Annotated in this window: 11 protein-coding genes and 2 pseudogenes; 4 read left to right on the top strand and 9 right to left on the bottom strand. The window is 43.4% G+C overall.

Going from position 1 to position 16,098, the window contains the following annotated elements; all coding sequences use genetic code 11:
* Window positions 1–91: 91 nt before the first annotated feature.
* The gene (locus tag ACGHVY_RS08575; RefSeq protein WP_390598406.1) at window positions 92–451 is read right to left on the bottom strand and encodes a thioredoxin family protein; all 360 of its coding nucleotides are present in this window, start codon (window positions 449–451) and stop codon (window positions 92–94) included.
* A 208-nt stretch (window positions 452–659) separates the two neighbouring features.
* On the opposite strand from ACGHVY_RS08575, the gene ACGHVY_RS08570 reads away from it, so the two are divergent.
* Complete coding sequence (locus tag ACGHVY_RS08570) at window positions 660–2,669, top strand: glycoside hydrolase family 97 protein (RefSeq protein WP_390598404.1); 2,010 nt, start codon at window positions 660–662, stop codon at window positions 2,667–2,669.
* 215 nt (window positions 2,670–2,884) lie between these two features.
* Here the strand turns inward: ACGHVY_RS08570 and ACGHVY_RS08565 are convergent, their stop codons facing one another.
* The 7 genes and pseudogenes from ACGHVY_RS08565 to ACGHVY_RS08535 form a co-directional block, all read right to left on the bottom strand.
* Window positions 2,885–4,549, bottom strand: a complete 1,665-nt coding sequence (locus tag ACGHVY_RS08565) for a long-chain fatty acid--CoA ligase (RefSeq protein ID WP_308747038.1) — start codon at window positions 4,547–4,549, stop codon at window positions 2,885–2,887.
* A 335-nt stretch (window positions 4,550–4,884) separates the two neighbouring features.
* On the bottom strand, window positions 4,885–6,348 hold the full coding sequence (locus tag ACGHVY_RS08560) for a potassium/proton antiporter (protein WP_308747037.1): 1,464 nt from the start codon (window positions 6,346–6,348) through the stop codon (window positions 4,885–4,887).
* 137 nt (window positions 6,349–6,485) lie between these two features.
* Window positions 6,486–6,665 (bottom strand): annotated as a pseudogene (locus ACGHVY_RS08555) (Crp/Fnr family transcriptional regulator); the annotation flags it as partial.
* 34 nt (window positions 6,666–6,699) lie between these two features.
* Complete coding sequence (locus tag ACGHVY_RS08550; RefSeq protein ID WP_390598401.1) at window positions 6,700–8,013, bottom strand: sensor histidine kinase; 1,314 nt, start codon at window positions 8,011–8,013, stop codon at window positions 6,700–6,702.
* 11 nt (window positions 8,014–8,024) lie between these two features.
* The gene (locus ACGHVY_RS08545; RefSeq protein ID WP_390598399.1) at window positions 8,025–9,368 is read right to left on the bottom strand and encodes a sigma-54-dependent transcriptional regulator; all 1,344 of its coding nucleotides are present in this window, start codon (window positions 9,366–9,368) and stop codon (window positions 8,025–8,027) included.
* Window positions 9,369–9,443: 75 nt separating this feature from the next.
* Complete coding sequence (locus ACGHVY_RS08540; RefSeq protein WP_308747032.1) at window positions 9,444–10,166, bottom strand: hypothetical protein; 723 nt, start codon at window positions 10,164–10,166, stop codon at window positions 9,444–9,446.
* Entirely contained in the window at window positions 10,147–10,950 is an 804-nt protein-coding gene (locus tag ACGHVY_RS08535; protein WP_390598398.1) for a metallophosphoesterase family protein, read from the bottom strand. Before ACGHVY_RS08535 ends, ACGHVY_RS08540 begins: the two co-directional genes overlap by 20 nt.
* Window positions 10,951–11,239: 289 nt before the next feature.
* On the opposite strand from ACGHVY_RS08535, the gene ACGHVY_RS08530 reads away from it, so the two are divergent.
* The 3 genes and pseudogenes from ACGHVY_RS08530 to ACGHVY_RS08520 form a co-directional block, all read left to right on the top strand.
* Complete coding sequence (locus ACGHVY_RS08530; RefSeq protein ID WP_308746108.1) at window positions 11,240–13,510, top strand: FtsX-like permease family protein; 2,271 nt, start codon at window positions 11,240–11,242, stop codon at window positions 13,508–13,510.
* Window positions 13,511–13,551: 41 nt separating this feature from the next.
* The gene (locus ACGHVY_RS08525; protein WP_308746107.1) at window positions 13,552–14,226 is read left to right on the top strand and encodes an ABC transporter ATP-binding protein; all 675 of its coding nucleotides are present in this window, start codon (window positions 13,552–13,554) and stop codon (window positions 14,224–14,226) included.
* A gap of 10 nt (window positions 14,227–14,236) precedes the next feature.
* Window positions 14,237–14,590, top strand: a pseudogene (locus ACGHVY_RS08520) (ABC transporter permease); the annotation flags it as partial.
* 117 nt (window positions 14,591–14,707) lie between these two features.
* On the opposite strand, the gene ACGHVY_RS08515 reads toward ACGHVY_RS08520, so the two are convergent.
* Window positions 14,708–16,069: an MATE family efflux transporter gene (locus tag ACGHVY_RS08515; protein WP_390598395.1), complete on the bottom strand. Its 1,362-nt coding sequence runs from the start codon at window positions 16,067–16,069 to the stop codon at window positions 14,708–14,710.
* Window positions 16,070–16,098: the final 29 nt, after the last annotated feature.

Genomic DNA, 16,098 nt, shown 5'->3' with positions numbered 1-16,098 from the left:
CGGTTCTGAATAACTAAAACCGTAAAATCCACGTAATCCGTGCCTAAAATATATACTAATTATAAAAGCAAATGTTCCAACGTATCATATATTATGAAAGCAAGCCGGTTTCTATCAGTTCTTTTAATTGCGCTTTATTCATTGTGCCCAGTTTCATGGTCGGCTTGCCGTCTTTAGTGCAAAGCAGCAGATTGGGGATAGTACGGATATTGAATGCGCTTTCCAGTTCCGGTTCCTGGTCGACATCTACCTTATAAATATCTAATCTCCCTTCGTATTCTTTCGCCAACTGGTCTAATATGGGTGACAACGCTTTGCAATAGATACACCACGGTGCATGAAAGTCTACCAGGCAAGGCTTGTCTCCTTTAAATTCCCATTGGTCGGGATACCCTTTGAAGTCAGCCACTTTTTCTACGAAACTATCTTTATTCAAATCTTCTATTTTCATAACTTTAATTATTTAGGGGTTAGTGTTTATCTTTTCACTTTGCAAAGATAGGGACACTTATAGAATGAACGGATAGCTATTTTTCCTATTGGCTTTTCAATATTTCCTTTCTGTTGGTTTTTGTTTTTGTATTTGGTGAAAGAAATCCGTCCAACATTTAAGTGTTTCTTATTTCTGAATTGTATTATATATAAACAATAGATATGCTATGAAAATAAATCATTTAGTCGGAGCTTTTCTGTGTGTGCTGGGATGTTACTCGTGTAGCAGTCCGAAAACAGAGGTCAAATCACCGGACGGCCATATTAAAATGTCCTTTACAGTAGACGAAAACGGTAGGCCACTCTATAACGTTTCAGTGGGTGATTCATTATTCATTGAAAATTCGGTGATGGGCTTCACGGAAGGCAACGGAGTTGCCCTGGCGGACGGTTTCCAAATAAAAAGTACAACATTCGACAGCAAGGACGAGACTTGGACGCAGCCTTGGGGCGAGAATAAAACCAACCGGAACCATTATAATGAAATGGCAGTCAACCTGACCAACGGAAGCCAGGTGAAACTGACCCTTCGTTTCCGTGTATTCGATGATGGAGTAGGATTCCGTTATGAATACAACGTCCCCACAGCAGATTCATTGATGATAACCGATGAGCTGACTACGTTCCGTTTCCGTCAGGACGGCACTTCATGGTCGATTCCTGCCAATGCGGAAACTTACGAGTTACTATATAAGCAGCAACCTATCTCCGAGGTTGAAAAAGCAAATACTCCTTTTACATTCAAAACAGCCGACGGCGTGTATGGCAGCATCCATGAAGCGGCTTTGTATGACTTCTCCGAAATGACTTTGAAGCAGGCGGGAAATTATACGTTGAAAGCGGAGCTTACCCCGTGGCCTGACGGTATCAAGGTGCGTAAAGGCAACCATTTCACTACTTCCTGGCGTACCATCCAGATTGCTCCCGAAGCTGTGGGGTTAATCAACTCTTCACTGATTCTGAATCTGAACGACCCTTGTGTACTGGCAGCTACCGACTGGATTCGTCCATTGAAATATGTCGGAGTATGGTGGGGGATGCATCTCGGTGTAGAAACCTGGAAGATGGACGAACGCCACGGTGCCACTACCGTCAACGCTAAAAAGTACATTGATTTTGCAGCCGCCAACAACATAGAAGGTGTCCTGTTTGAAGGCTGGAATGAAGGTTGGGAAAGTTGGGGCGGTATGCAGAACTTCGACTTTACGAAACCTTATGCCGATTTTGATATTGGCGAGATAGTCCGTTATGCCAAAGAGAGAGGCATTGAAATCATCGGACATCATGAGACAGGCGGAAATATTCCGAACTATGAGCGCCAAATGGATAATGCCATGCAATGGTACACCGACCACGGCATTACTATCCTGAAAACCGGTTATGCAGGAGCTTTCCCGAACGGGCTTTCACACCACGGACAGTATGGAGTCAACCATTATCAGAAAGTGGTGGAAACGGCTGCCCGCCACAAAATGACACTGGATGCGCACGAACCGATCAAGGATACCGGTATCCGTCGTACATGGCCCAATATGATGACTCGTGAGGGCGCGAGGGGGATGGAATGGAACGCATGGAGCGAGGGCAATCCACCGTCTCATCATGTGATGCTTCCTTTTACCCGCTTGTTGTCCGGACCGATGGATTACACTCCGGGCACTTTTGATATCCTGTTCTTGCAGACCAAAGATTCTCCCCGCCGTCAGAAATGGAATGACCAGGATAAGGGAAACAGCCGTGTGAATACCACCTTGGCAAAACAGATAGCCAACTGGGTGATTCTGTATTCTCCTCTGCAAATGGCTTCTGATATGATTGAACATTATGAGGGGCATCCTGCTTTTCAGTTCTTCCGCGATTTTAATCCGGATTGTGACGAGTCGAAAGCATTGGCCGGTGAACCGGGAGAATTCATAGCAGTTGTACGCAAAGCAAAAGGCAACTATTTCCTGGGAGCTGCTACTGACGAAAAGCCACGTACATTGGAAATAAAACTGGACTTCCTGGAACCGGGCAAACAGTATAAGGCCACTATTTATGCTGACGGAGAAAAGGCGGACTGGAAAACGAACCCTACGGATTATCAGATAACGGAACAAACGGTGACTTCCGAAAATGTGCTGACTGTACGGATGGCTGCTGGCGGTGGACAGGCTGTTTCATTCATGCCGCTTTAATTCGGAACAAATAGAATATTAGATTAGGTCTATTATAATGGGGATAGGTTTAGTTTTTGAGGTAAAAAGATTGTCTGGAAGATAAGGAGCTAAAAGATTGTCAGGAAAATAATAGGTCTAAATAAAGTTGGTTAAGAGGTTAGAAAAAACGGTGGACGGCACTTATGGCTGTCCACCGTTTTTATTTTTATCTTATGATTTGTGATGCCACTGTGTTATCCTTTCGCTTCCTGATACATGAAGCGTTTGATTGACTTCTTTGCAGTTTTTTCAAATTCCTCGAAATGGATTTTTATTTTGCTTATCTGTGAGTAGTTGGGAAGTTGCTGGTTCAGTTCGATACGGTTCTGTTCCATCACTTTCTGAATATCTGCTTGCTGCAATCCGTGGGCAAAGGCGTCATCGAAATCTGGATAGATAAGAGCTACCAGTTTCTCATGCTGCAAAACGATTAGGGATTCCGCAACATACGGCAGATTGTTCAGTTTGCTTTCAATCTCTTCGGGATAAATGTTTTGTCCACTCGAAGTGAGAAGCAGATTTTTGCTGCGGCCACGGACGGTTACATATCCTTCTTCGTCAATAGTGCCGAGGTCGCCCGTATGCAGCCAGCCGTGCACATCGATAATTTGTGCGGTAGCTTCGGGGTTCTTGTAGTATCCCAGCATCATATTCGCTCCTCTGCAAATGATTTCTCCGGCATGCGTTTGGGGATCCGGCGAATCAATCTTTACTTCCATGCGTGTCGTTGCTTTTCCGCAAGAAGCGAGTTTCAATGTTTCCCAACGGCTGGAGCAGATAATCGGACCACATTCCGTCATGCCGTAAGCGATGGTATAAGGGAATCCTATTTTTTTGAGGAAGGCTTCCACCTCAGCGTTGAAAGGGGCACCGCCGATAATGATTTCATCAAAGTTTCCACCGAAGATTTCCATAGCAGCCTGACGTGCCAAAGACTTGATCTTATCGTTAACGATAGGCACTTTGAGCAGCAACTTACCGATTTTACTGTCTACTTTGGGCAGGATATCCTTCTTTATAATCTTTTCTACAATCAAGGGTACACAGGAAATTACTCTTGGCTTAAGTTCCGCAAAGGATTGGGCAATGATTTTCGGAGACGGCATACGTGTCAGGAAGTAAATATGTGCACCTGCCGAGAATCCGTATAGGAAATCGTAAACCATACCGAACACGTGTCCCATGGGAAGCATGGAAACAATATTGTCTCCCGGTTTGACAGGAAGCATTTCGAAACAATAAGTTACGTTCGACCAAATACTGCGATAGGGGAGCATGACTCCTTTTGAATACCCCGTAGTGCCCGAAGTATAATTGATGATAGCCAGTTCTTCCGGTCTGTCTTTCCGGTAGCAGATATGTTCCGGCCGGAAATTCTTGGGATACCGCTGTCCGTAAATGGCGTTCCGGTGTTCGAAAGCATAAGTTAGCTTTTCGTTTCGTGATACCAAAGCGGAAAAGTCTGTCAGTAAAGCAATGCCTTCCAGTAAGGGCATGGCATCTTCGTTCAGATTTTCCCACGCCTGGTCGCCCACAAAAAGCAGTTTGGCTTCGGAATGGTTGACGATATTATGAATATTGTCCGCCTTAAATTCGTGTAAAATAGGCACGATAACAGCTCCATAAGTGATAGTTGCTAAGAAAGTAACTGCCCAGTGGGCACTGTTGCGTCCGCAGACTGCTATTTTATCTCCAGGCTGGATTCCCGCACTTTCCAGAACGATGTGAAATTTAGCGATTTTACGCGCTACGTCTTTATATTGAAGGGTGATTCCTTTATAGTCAGTTAAGGCATCTTTGTCCCAATTGTTGATGATGCTTTGCTCAATATAATCAATGAACTGATGTTCTTGTTCCATTCGATTTTTGCACATTTAGTTTAAAACTGCGCAAATTTAATATTTCATAACTGTAACCCGAACTTTAAATTTAAGTTTTACGGTTAATTAACGGAGAGTTTCCGAACATTTTTTCCGGTTTACTGTCGGGCTTTTTTTGTTTCTTCCTTCTGATTTATTCATTGATACGTCTGAAGTGTTGAGGATGTGTCGGATAAATTAACTGTTTGGATAATATAAATCAGGCACGTATTACACGGATTTCACGTTTTTTGTTTGATTAGAACCGTGTAATCCGCATAATTTCGTGCCTGAATATTTAGTCATAAAAGACTCCTGGCAAATCTTTTCAGGTGTTATGATTCTGATTCTTCTTCTCTGGACTTCTCGGAAATGAGCAGGAGTTTATCTCCTTCATGCAATTTCAGTGTTCCGTTGGGAATCAGGAATTCATCTCCACGTTTCACAATCATTACCAGTGTACCTTTGGGGAGATTCATATCTTTCAGCGTATCTGCTTCTTCCAGCATTGCCCGGGTGACAGTCATGTCGCTAAGGTCGGAGTCTATTTCTTCCGGCAGTTCGACACCGAAGTCGTTGCCTGTCTTCTCCAAAGGCTCGGAGAGATGCAGCAAACGTGCTACGAAAGAGATGGTGGTGCCCTGTATGACCAGTGAAACGATAGTAATGAAGAATACGATATTGAAGATGATATTCGAGCCTTCGACTCCTGCTACTACCGGATAGGTGGCGAAGATAATAGGAACCGCTCCGCGCAATCCTACCCAGGACACGAAGAAACGTGATCTCATTGTGATTTTCCGGAACGGGAGCAAACAGAGGAATACACTTAGCGGACGACCGATGACAATCATAAATACGCCGATTAGCAAGGCTACGACTGTCACTTCCAGCATCTCATGCGGATTGACAAGCAATCCCAGGCAAAGGAACATAATGATTTGGAACAGCCAGGTCAGTCCGTCCATGAACGTATAGATTTCCTTACGATGCATGATTTTGTTGTTTCCTACCATTATACCGGCGATATATACAGCCAGGTATCCGTTACCTTTCAGCAAGTCGGTGATGGAGAAAGTAAAGAAGACAAAAGCCAATAATAAAATAGGGTATAACGCCTGGTTGTCGATATTGAGTTTATTCAGCATCCGGATAGCCAGTTTGCCGAGGATATATCCGGCAGCGGCACCTACAATAAACTGAATGAGAAAGGACACTGCGATAGCGCCGACTCCCATGCCTGCCGATTGGATAAATTGTATCAGGACAATGGTGAGCATATACGCCATCGGGTCATTACTTCCGCTTTCCAGCTCCAGCATAGGACGAAGATTATGTTTTAAGTTCATCTTCTGCGAACGGAGAATGGCGAATACCGAAGCCGAATCCGTAGATGACATAGTGGCGGCCAAAAGCAGGGAAGTGGTGATAGGTAAATAAATGTTTGTCCAACTCATGCCGGACAGCCACCAGATAAAGAGTCCGGTGAAAAGAGCCGTAAGCAAAACTCCGACAGTGGAAAGCACTATACCGGGCCCCAGAATGGGCTTTATCTCTCTGAATTTCGTATCCATACCACCCGAGAACAGGATGATGCTCAAGGCGACCATACCGATAAACTGTGCCTCTTTGGCATTATGAAACTGGAGTCCCAGACCGTCGCTTCCGAATATCATTCCCACTACAAGGAATAGTAATAGGGTGGGTACTCCGAAGCGGTATCCGGTCTTTCCAACGACAATGCTGACGAAAAGTAAGATAGAACCGATAAGTAAGGTGTTTTCTGCTGTAAATATCATAGGCAATATATTATAAAGTTATAAAATTGTCGTATTGGTTTTCACTGTGCGAAGTTACGCATTATTAACAACAAATAAAACCCCTGTTTGGATGTATTTTTCGTAAAAAAGGTAGTTAAATTGTCTGAAAAGATTCATTCTACATTCATTTCCCCTTTTGTTAGGATGACAAGGCGGTTGCACACATCTCCCTGGCGTGCCAGGATTTCCCCTTTCTTATAAGAATGGGCGTGAAAACTGATTGCTTCCAAATCGGCGGAAAGTCTTTCAGGAGTAATCCCCCGGAATAACGGATTATTGGTAAGTGCAGGTATCATAATTGGGGCATTGTTATATATAATTGGGATATTGTTATTTGAATTTTAAAACAAACTTGGTTTCTTTGTCCGGCAGTAGCGTAAGGCTTCCACCCGAAAGGCGCATAATCTGGCGCGAGATGCTTAACCCGATTCCGCTGCCACTTTCTTTGGTGGTAAAGAATGGGATAAATATATGTTCGGCTATCTCTGACGGGATTTCGGGGCCATTATTCTTTATTTCAATCAGTACCTCTTCCGCGTCATTGCAATAAGCCAGGATTTCAATTCTTCCGTCCGGCTGTTTGCCGATAGCTTGAATGGCATTCTTCAGGAGGTTGATGACAACTTGGGAAATCAGGTTCTCGTCTGCATGTACTATCAAATCCGCAGGAGAAATTTCCATGTGGAAGAAAATATTATCGCATGGGTTCTGATGGCGGGCAAGTTCGATCATTCTCTCTATAAATGCCTTTACATAAAATAAAGAGGGCTCGGGAGTCGGTATGCGTGTGAATTGCCGGTAAGATTCTACAAAAGAAAGCAAGCCTTTTCCGGTCGCGCTGATTGTTTGCAATCCATGATATATCTCTTCGTCTTTCTCTTCCGACATGGAAAGGAGAGTGTCGCAAAGTGAGGTGATGGGAGTTACCGAGTTCATGATTTCATGGGTGAGTACACGTGTCAGACGAATCCATGAATCGATTTCCTTTTCATCCAGTTCGGTATTGATGTCGTTCAGAGCCAGGATGCGCAGATGCTCTTTGTGCACGTTAATTTCTGAAACACGTATGGAGAGGTTGACCGTTCCCCGTTCATTGTGGAAAGTTATCTGCAACTTGTCGCCGGGACGGCAATTCTCTATCTTGTCCATCAATACGGCATCTATCTTACTTAATTGGCGGACATGCGTAAATATGTTCAGTCCGAGAAGCCGCAGGGCTTCTTTGTTTTTCTGATACACGGCTCCGTTGTCATTGAGCACTAACAGTCCGGTGCTGACAAAATCCAGAATCAGTTCATAATATTTCTCCTGCTGTGCCGTTTCTGCCTTTACATTATATAAGATATGTCCCACCCGGTTGAGCCCGGCATTAATTTGCCTGCTTTCCGCTGTTCCGTCTTCTTCGGGAAATCGGAAGGAGTTATCATTATTCTCCAAAGCGTCAATCATGAAAAGCACTTGCTTGACATGATGGCGATAGAGCCGGATTTGCCATAGGATACTCAGAATTAGAAGAATTGCAGTGCTGCCGAATCCTATAAAATCTTTTTGAAAGGCAAACCAGGCAGTCAGCAGACAGGCACCGACGGTTAGTGCTATTCTGAACCAATACCGGTAGCTAAGTTGCCGGAAAAACTTTCTCATAATCTGATTTTTTATAATCCGAACTTTTTCATCTTGTTATAGAGAGTCTGCCTTGTTATTCCCAGTTGGCTGGCGACAGCCGACAGGTTTCCTGCGCAAGCGTCCAGGGCTTTCCGTATCATCTGTATTTCCATCTCTTCGAGCGTAGATATACTTTTCTCCTGAATCCCTGTGCGCGTTGGTATTGATAATTGAAACAATTCGGCAGGAATCAACGGATTGTCATTAATGATGACGGCTTTTTCAATCACGTGTTCCAACTCGCGGATATTACCATACCAGGGATGCGCTGTCAGTTTCTCTTTAGCGTCAGGCGTAAACTTCATCAGAGCCTTGTCGTATTGCTTGCAGAAGCGTACGGTAAATCTTTCCGCAAGTGGTATAATATCCTCTTTCCGTTCCCGTAAGGGTGGTATTTCTACGTGAATGGTATTGATGCGATAGAGTAAATCTTCCCGGAACTCACCTTTGCCCACCATCTCTTGGAGATTCCGGTTTGTAGCGCATATCAGACGGATATCAATAGGAACAGGAACGTTGCTCCCTACACGTACGATGCTCCGGCGTTGGATGGCAGTCAGCAGCTTGGCTTGCAGATGATAAGGCAAGTTTCCTATTTCATCCAAAAACAGGGTGCTTTTGTCGGCAGACTCGAATTTGCCTGTACGGTCGGTGTGTGCATCCGTGAAAGAACCTTTTACATGCCCGAAAAGCTCACTTTCAAACAAGGACTCTGTGATAGTCCCCATATCAACGGCAATCATTTCTTTATGTTTCCGGTTGGACAGGGAATGAATTTCACGTGCCAGCATTTCCTTTCCCGTTCCGTTCTCACCGGTTATGAGGATATTGGCATCGGTGACGGCAACCTTTTCAATCAGCATACGGAGTTGCTGCATCACTTTGCTTTCTCCCCAATACATAGCCGGATGAATAGGTTCTTCTTTTATGTTCGCCTTCTTCTCGCGAAGTGTAGATGCGGCTGCCGTTTGTAGGGTGGCTACTAACTTTTGGTTATCCCAAGGCTTCACGATAAAGTCGGTAGCCCCTTCCTTAATTCCCCGGATAGCCAGTTCAATATCCGCGTAAGCGGTAAAAAGTACGACCGGAAGTTCCGGGCGTACTTTTTTTATTTCATGCAACCAGAACAGACCTTCATTGCCGGTATTAATGCCTGATGTGAAATTCATATCCAGCAATATTACTTCCGGTTTCTCTTCACGTATGGCACTTGCCAGTGTGACGGGAGAGGAGAGTGTGACGACTTTTGAGAAATAGTTTTTCAGAAGGATTTGTACTGCGGTCAGCACTCCCTTGTTGTCGTCTACAATGATGATTGTTCCTGATTTACTCATTTTCGTGTAAGTTTGTAAAGCGCAAACTTACGAAAAAAGTAGTTCATAATTCAATATTTGATTTCAAAATTGAATTTATAGCCATTGGAACTTTAATCCGAAGGACAGGCTCAAATAGTCACGAGGGCGTAGGTAACTGTTTTGTACGGCACTAATCAGATAAAGGTCACAAGTGCTTATTTCATAAAAGAATGTCACAGACTTAGCTAGAAATCTGCGTTGCGGGTCAATATCATAAGTCAGCCGTTGCCCCATAAAAACATGGAAACGTACTTTGTTTGAGAAGCCATAGTAACCTTTTGGATAACGGTCGGGTTCATTTACCCAAAACTGGTCTCCGAATACCGTGTTCATATAAAGACCGCAGGTGAGCGGTTCCGTAGAGAATCCTTTTCCAATGTTGATGCTCCAAGGCATATAATTCTGCTTGAGCGTCATTGTCACTTTGGCTTTCTTTGAAGAGTATTTCGGAATAAATCCGACCAATAAATCCGTTTCCCATTGATTCCGCTTTCCATAATCCCACCCTGTGCCGAAGGAGAGCAAACCCATGTTTCCGGCATATTGTATTTTTGAATGAGTAGGGATAATCTTTTCCCAGTTTCTGCGGAAGCGGTGAACCCGGTTATCGTAACGGGTGCGTTTCACTTCTTTGGGCGTGGCAGGCAATATGGATTCCGCTTTGTATGTGTCTATGACAGTATCTGTCTTGCAAGTGGCTGAAATCAGGCCGGGGAGCGGGAGAAGTACTGACAGCACTCCTGCCCGTAAGATATATTTAGTATTTAACCAGTTCATATTCGTACTTTTCCGGGGTTATGGTAAAGAGCAGATAACTGCGGCAATCCATGCAGTCACTGGTGATATAATGTATTCCATCGTCAAAAATCACATCATCCCGATGATGATGGGTGTGGGCGGCCGTGCAGAATTGTATTCCCGGATATTCGGTGACATAACGGTGAAACACTCTGGCTACATTGTCATTGAACACGTCCGTATAGGGACGCGCATGCATGCTAATCACGGTCTTTTCAAACTCGTCACGCCTATTTTTTATCTCTTGCTCCATAAAGGTGAAATTCGGAACGGGTTCGGAGTAATCATATTCCAGTGCATTGGTATTCAGGCAGACAAACTTCACATTGCCCGCGATGAAAGAGAAATTGGTGGGGCCGAATACGTTTTTGTACGTTTCTTCCCCTGTACCCAGGCAGTCGTGATTGCCAATCAGAACCACATAAGGTACTTTCAGCCTGTTCATAATATCGCGCTGCCAAAGAAACTCTTTCGTCACTCCGAAGTCACTCATGTCTCCGCCATGAATGACGAAATCAATATCATCCCGTTTATTAATCTCTTTCACGAAATCTTCCGTTTCGTCATACCAGCGTTGTGAATCACCCATGGTTACGAAGCGTAGTGTAGTCTTGCCTTTGCAATTCGCTTCTATCTTTTCGATGTTGTGTGCATTGACATTTGTCTCGCCACTGATGCGGACATCGTATGGATGATAATCAATCATACCGCATCCGGTTAGTAGCAGACACGACAAGAGTGCATATAAATTCTTGTTTGGCATAAATAAAATATTAATTTATTGAAAACTTTGCACGAAAATAAAGTTTTCAACTGAGATAATAATGTCAGGTTATGAAAAATAGGTAAAAAAGAACAATAAAGAGGTGGAAGTATCTACTTTGCCGGAAAGAAGGGCAGGCTATTGATTTTGTCTAATAATTAGACGCGACTGTCTAATTATTAGACAATGAATATTGGGCTTGGATAATGTAAATGTCTGATAATTAGGAAGAATATCCTTCTGGCATACTTTCTGTATTTCAATTTGAAAATGTACACAATATAAATATATGGTAAGACACTGTTATTATATCGTTCAAACGTTGATGCATGAGCGGGCTACGAACATTATTAAAATCATTTCTTTGACATTAGGGGTATTTGTAAGTATCCTGTTGTTTTCCTGTGTTGCCTTTCAGTTGAGTTACTATAATTTCTGTAGGCAATCCGACCAGTTGTATATCGCATATATGGATGGAGTTTATACCTATGGTCCTTTCTCTGCGGCTATGCGTGAGAGTTTTCCGGAAGAAGTGGAGGATGCCACGACATTGAGAAATATGGGAACAAATGTTTTCTATAATGGAAATGTTCGTTTGACGGAATCTATGATACACGCTGATGAACATCTATTTTCCACATTGGGCTTGAAAGTACTAGCCGGTAAGACAGAAGAACTGATTCGGCCTGATATTTTATTCATTTCCCGTTCGTTGGCAGAAAAAATAGGAGAGGGAAACGACCTTGAGAGTGTCATAGGCAAGGCTTTATCTATTGACCGCAAGGAATCGATGATTATACGTGGGGTTTTTGAAGACATAGGAGAAAATACCGATATACATTTTGATGTGGTAGCACCGATGAGCCAGTTATGGAATCAGAATCGTGGAGGATGGGGGTACGATATCAGTTATATGTCGATAATTCGTTTCCGCGAACCTGATAAAGATATAGCGACGGTAGAGGCACGGATACCTGATATGCTCAAGAAATATATGGCTGATTCTGCTAATAAAAAGAACTCTTTTTCTTTCCGCCCCTTGCTTGAATTTCATACGGCCAATCCAACGGTACGGCTCATGATATTAATGATGTCTGTGTTGGGCGTTGTCATTCTGCTGATTTCCGCTTTTGATTATGTGCTGATTTCCGTTTCGTCTTTGGCACGGCGTGCCAAATCTGTCGGAGTACATAAATGCTGTGGTGCAACAGATGGCAATATCTTTAGAATGTTTTTGGTGGAAACTGTTTTTATTCTTTTTATTTCAGTGTTAATGACTGTGTTACTCCTTTTCCAGTTTCGGGAGTTTGTGGAAGAAATTGCAGGTATACGTTTAAGTTCGCTTTTTACGTGGCAGACACTTTGGGCACCGTTGACCGTACTTCTAACAGTTTTTATATTGGCGGGAACTATACCGGCGAGCATATTTGCATCTATTCCTGTGACACAAGTTTTCCGTCGTTATGCAGAACGCAAAACTTCTTGGAAACGCCCGTTATTGTTTATCCAGTTTGCTGGTATGACTTTTATTTTAAGTTTCCTTATGGTTGTGTTTTGCCAATATCAGATGGTAATGAATAAAGATTTGGGATATCGTCCCGAACGTGTGGTGATGTGTTGGAAGAGTATGGGAAGTGACCGGCAAAATGCTAAAAGCTTCTTTATGAATCTGCCTATGGTTGAGGATTATGGGGTGGGTATGCAGAGTATTTGGTCCGGTTGGAGCGGGGAGCAGTTTGAGGTAGGGGAAGGACGTACCATTCACGGTCGGATAGAGTGGATTGGAGCTGATTTTATACCTATGATGGGGATACAAATATTGCAGGGTAAAAATGTGATGATGAAGAATGAAGCTTTAGTGAATGAAGAATTTGTACGTCAAGCCGGATGGACAGACAGCCCGATTGGTAAACAGTTGCCCACATGGAAAAGAAAAGTTACAATCGTTGGGGTAGTAAAAGATTTCTCTGTCCAAAGTGTCTATTATCCCCAGTTTCCCGTTTTATTGATAGGAGGAGATTCCAATCTTGCATTTCATTATCTGCGGTTAAAAGAGCCATTTGAGGATAATCTTAAACGTTTGAATGAGATGATGGCAGAAATATTTCCGGCCGATGATGTGCTCTTCTATTCATTGACTCAGAAATTAGATGCTCAATATACGGATATTGTACGTTTCCGAAATGCAGTATTTCTGGCCTCAATTTCTATTTTTCTGATTGCTTTGATGGGGCTGCTCGGATACGTTGGCGATGAGATTCGCTTTTGCAGGAAAGAGATTGCTATCCGCAAAGTAAATGGAGCCGATACTTTCGGTATCTTGAGATTATTCTCGACTAATATTTTGTGGACAGCATTTCCTGCTACTCTTGTTGGTGCGGGAGTGGCTTATCTGGTCGGCATGAAGTGGTTGCAGCAATTTAGCGAATCTGTCAACCCGGGCATTTGGCTGTTTGCCGGAATTATTGTCTTTGTATTAGTAGTGGTTCTTGTTTGTGTCATATTTAAAGCATGGCAAGTCGCCAATGAGAATCCGGTGAATAGTATTGCGAATGAATAATTGGAACATAATAAATTTGAAACATAATAATTTAAAATAAGATGATACAAATCACAGACATCAGTAAAGTATTCCGCACTTCCGAAGTGGAGACGGTCGCATTGAATCATGTTAACCTTGAAGTAAAAGAAGGAGAGTTCGTAGCCATTATGGGACCTTCGGGATGTGGCAAATCTACCTTGTTGAATATTCTCGGACTGTTGGACAATCCCACCGAAGGTTCCTATCGCCTGGTAGGGGAAGAGGTGGCCGGACTGAAGGAGAGAGAACGTACAAATGTGCGTAAGGGGAAACTAGGTTTCGTATTCCAGAGTTTCAACCTGATAGACGAACTGAATGTCTATGAGAATGTGGAACTTCCGCTCACTTACCTGGGGCTTAAAGCTTCCGAACGTCGCCGTATGGTAGAAAGCATTCTGAAACGAATGAATCTCAGTCACCGTGCCAAACACTTCCCGCAACAACTTTCCGGTGGTCAGCAACAGCGTGTTGCCATTGCCCGTGCAGTTGTCACTAATCCTAAATTAATTCTTGCTGATGAGCCTACGGGCAATCTTGACTCCAAGAACGGTGCCGAAGTAATGAATCTGCTGACAGAACTGAATAAGGAAGGAACTACCATTATTATGGTGACCCACTCACAGCATGATGCGAGTTTCGCACATCGTACGGTGCATTTATTCGATGGAAGTATCGTAGCAAGCGTAACGGCATAAACTGAATATAATGAGACAAATCTATTATACTATACGTACATTACTGCGTGAACGAGGGTCGAATATCATAAGAGTCATTTCCCTCTCTTTAGGGATTACCATTGGTATTCTGCTTTTCTCGCAGATAGCCTTCGAGTTAAGTTATGAACAATGCTATCCGGACGCGGAACGTCTGGCTCTTGTGCGTTGCCAGGTTACCAACTCCAACACAGGCGAAACGACAGGAGACGAGAGCGGAACCAGTTATGACTATACCGTTTTTGATGCGGTAGCAGCTACTCTGGCACAAGAGATGCCGAAAGAAGTCGAAATATCCAGTTGCGTCTTTCCTCATGGTGGCGCTAATATCTATAAGGAAGGTAAAACTGATTGTAATTTGTGTTGTTCTGAAAGCATGGCATATCGCTAATGAAAATCCGGTAAATAGTATCAAAACGGAATAGGAATCACAGGACAAAAGCAGAATAGGGTAGGAATAGCCTTATTCTGCTATCACACTTTGTTGTTTGGATACTTTTTTGATATAGATTATCAAACTGACTACCGCCGTAATAAATGCAAAACCATCCGACACCGGCATACTAATCCAAACTCCTTTCAATCCCCACCAATTAGGGAAGAGTAGCAAGCAAGGCAACAAATAAAGCAACTGTCGTGTCAACGACAGGAAAATACTGATTTTTGCCTTGCCGATACTTTGGAAGAAGTTACCGATAACAATCTGTGCCCCTACGAACGGGAACATAATCACCGTTATCCGAAGCCCTTCTACGGCAAGGTCAATTAAATGGTCACTGTCAGTGAAAACTGCAGATACCGCATGCGGGAAAAGTTCACAGATAAAAAAACCGCTACTGGTGATGACTACTCCCGAGATAATACCCAGTTTTAATGTCTGTTTCACCCGGTCTATCTTCTGCGCTCCGAAGTTATAGCCGACAATCGGCTGCATTCCCATCGTCAGCCCGAGTACAATCATTACATAAAGAGTCAGCAGCCGATTGATGATGCCATAGGCACCGATAGCCATATCGCCCCCATGACTTTGCAGGCTGTTGTTGATGATAATTACTATCACGCAGGCGCATACATTCATCAGGAACGGTGACATACCGATAGCGAAGATGTTTCCTACGATTCTCCGTTTCATCTTCCAGACTTTCCCTTCGAAATGCACCGTACTGTCCTGTTTGAAGAAATGGCTCACTACCCACACCATACCGATTAACTGTGAAATAACGGTTGCCGTAGCAGCCCCCCGCATTCCCCATTCAAAGTGGAAGATGAAGATAGGAGCGAGGATGATGTTGGCGAATACCGTTGTCATAGAAGTAATCATTGCTTTTTTCGGGTATCCGGTGGCACGCATTATGTTGTTCAATCCAATCATCGTGTAAGTGATTGGAGTTCCCAACAAGATTACTTGCATGAAGTTGCGTGCATAAGGAAGTGTATCCGGACTGGCTCCGAAGAAAATCAAGATATCGTCCAGAAAGATAAAAGACAATATTCCGAAGAAGAAAGAGTTCGTAATACAGAGCATCAGCGTATGCGATAAAATCTCCGTAGCCCCTTTCATGTCTTTTTGTCCCAACCGGATAGAAGCAAGCGTAGAACCGCCTGCCGACACCAAGGTACAGAAAGCCGCTACAAGGTTCATCAACGGAAAACTGATAGCCAACCCCGCAATAGCCATCGGGCCGACCCCATGCCCGATAAAGATACTGTCAATAATATTATAGATAGAAGTAATCGTCATTCCGATAATGGCAGGAATGGAATATTGTAGCAGCAATTTACCGATGCTTTCTTTTCCTAAAATATGTGGGTCGTTCTTACTCATGCGCTTGGATATTAGGTTGGATGAAAAAA

The sequence above is a fragment of the Bacteroides sp. f07 genome (assembly GCF_042854785.1).
Taxonomy (GTDB): domain Bacteria; phylum Bacteroidota; class Bacteroidia; order Bacteroidales; family Bacteroidaceae; genus Bacteroides.
Note: the sequence above shows the minus strand (reverse complement) of the source record. Positions and strands in the feature narration are given on the sequence as shown.

Coding starts and splice junctions, on each gene's coding strand:
- ACGHVY_RS08560 (WP_308747037.1), bottom strand. CDS start 6,348: ATGATATTTACAGCAGAAAACACCTTACTTATCGGTTCTATCTTACTT.
- ACGHVY_RS08540 (WP_308747032.1), bottom strand. CDS start 10,166: ATGAACTGGTTAAATACTAAATATATCTTACGGGCAGGAGTGCTGTCA.
- ACGHVY_RS08575 (WP_390598406.1), bottom strand. CDS start 451: ATGAAAATAGAAGATTTGAATAAAGATAGTTTCGTAGAAAAAGTGGCT.
- ACGHVY_RS08530 (WP_308746108.1), top strand. CDS start 11,240: ATGGTAAGACACTGTTATTATATCGTTCAAACGTTGATGCATGAGCGG.
- ACGHVY_RS08565 (WP_308747038.1), bottom strand. CDS start 4,549: ATGGAACAAGAACATCAGTTCATTGATTATATTGAGCAAAGCATCATC.
- ACGHVY_RS08525 (WP_308746107.1), top strand. CDS start 13,552: ATGATACAAATCACAGACATCAGTAAAGTATTCCGCACTTCCGAAGTG.
- ACGHVY_RS08550 (WP_390598401.1), bottom strand. CDS start 8,013: ATGAGAAAGTTTTTCCGGCAACTTAGCTACCGGTATTGGTTCAGAATA.
- ACGHVY_RS08515 (WP_390598395.1), bottom strand. CDS start 16,069: ATGAGTAAGAACGACCCACATATTTTAGGAAAAGAAAGCATCGGTAAA.
- ACGHVY_RS08535 (WP_390598398.1), bottom strand. CDS start 10,950: ATGCCAAACAAGAATTTATATGCACTCTTGTCGTGTCTGCTACTAACC.
- ACGHVY_RS08570 (WP_390598404.1), top strand. CDS start 660: ATGAAAATAAATCATTTAGTCGGAGCTTTTCTGTGTGTGCTGGGATGT.
- ACGHVY_RS08545 (WP_390598399.1), bottom strand. CDS start 9,368: ATGAGTAAATCAGGAACAATCATCATTGTAGACGACAACAAGGGAGTG.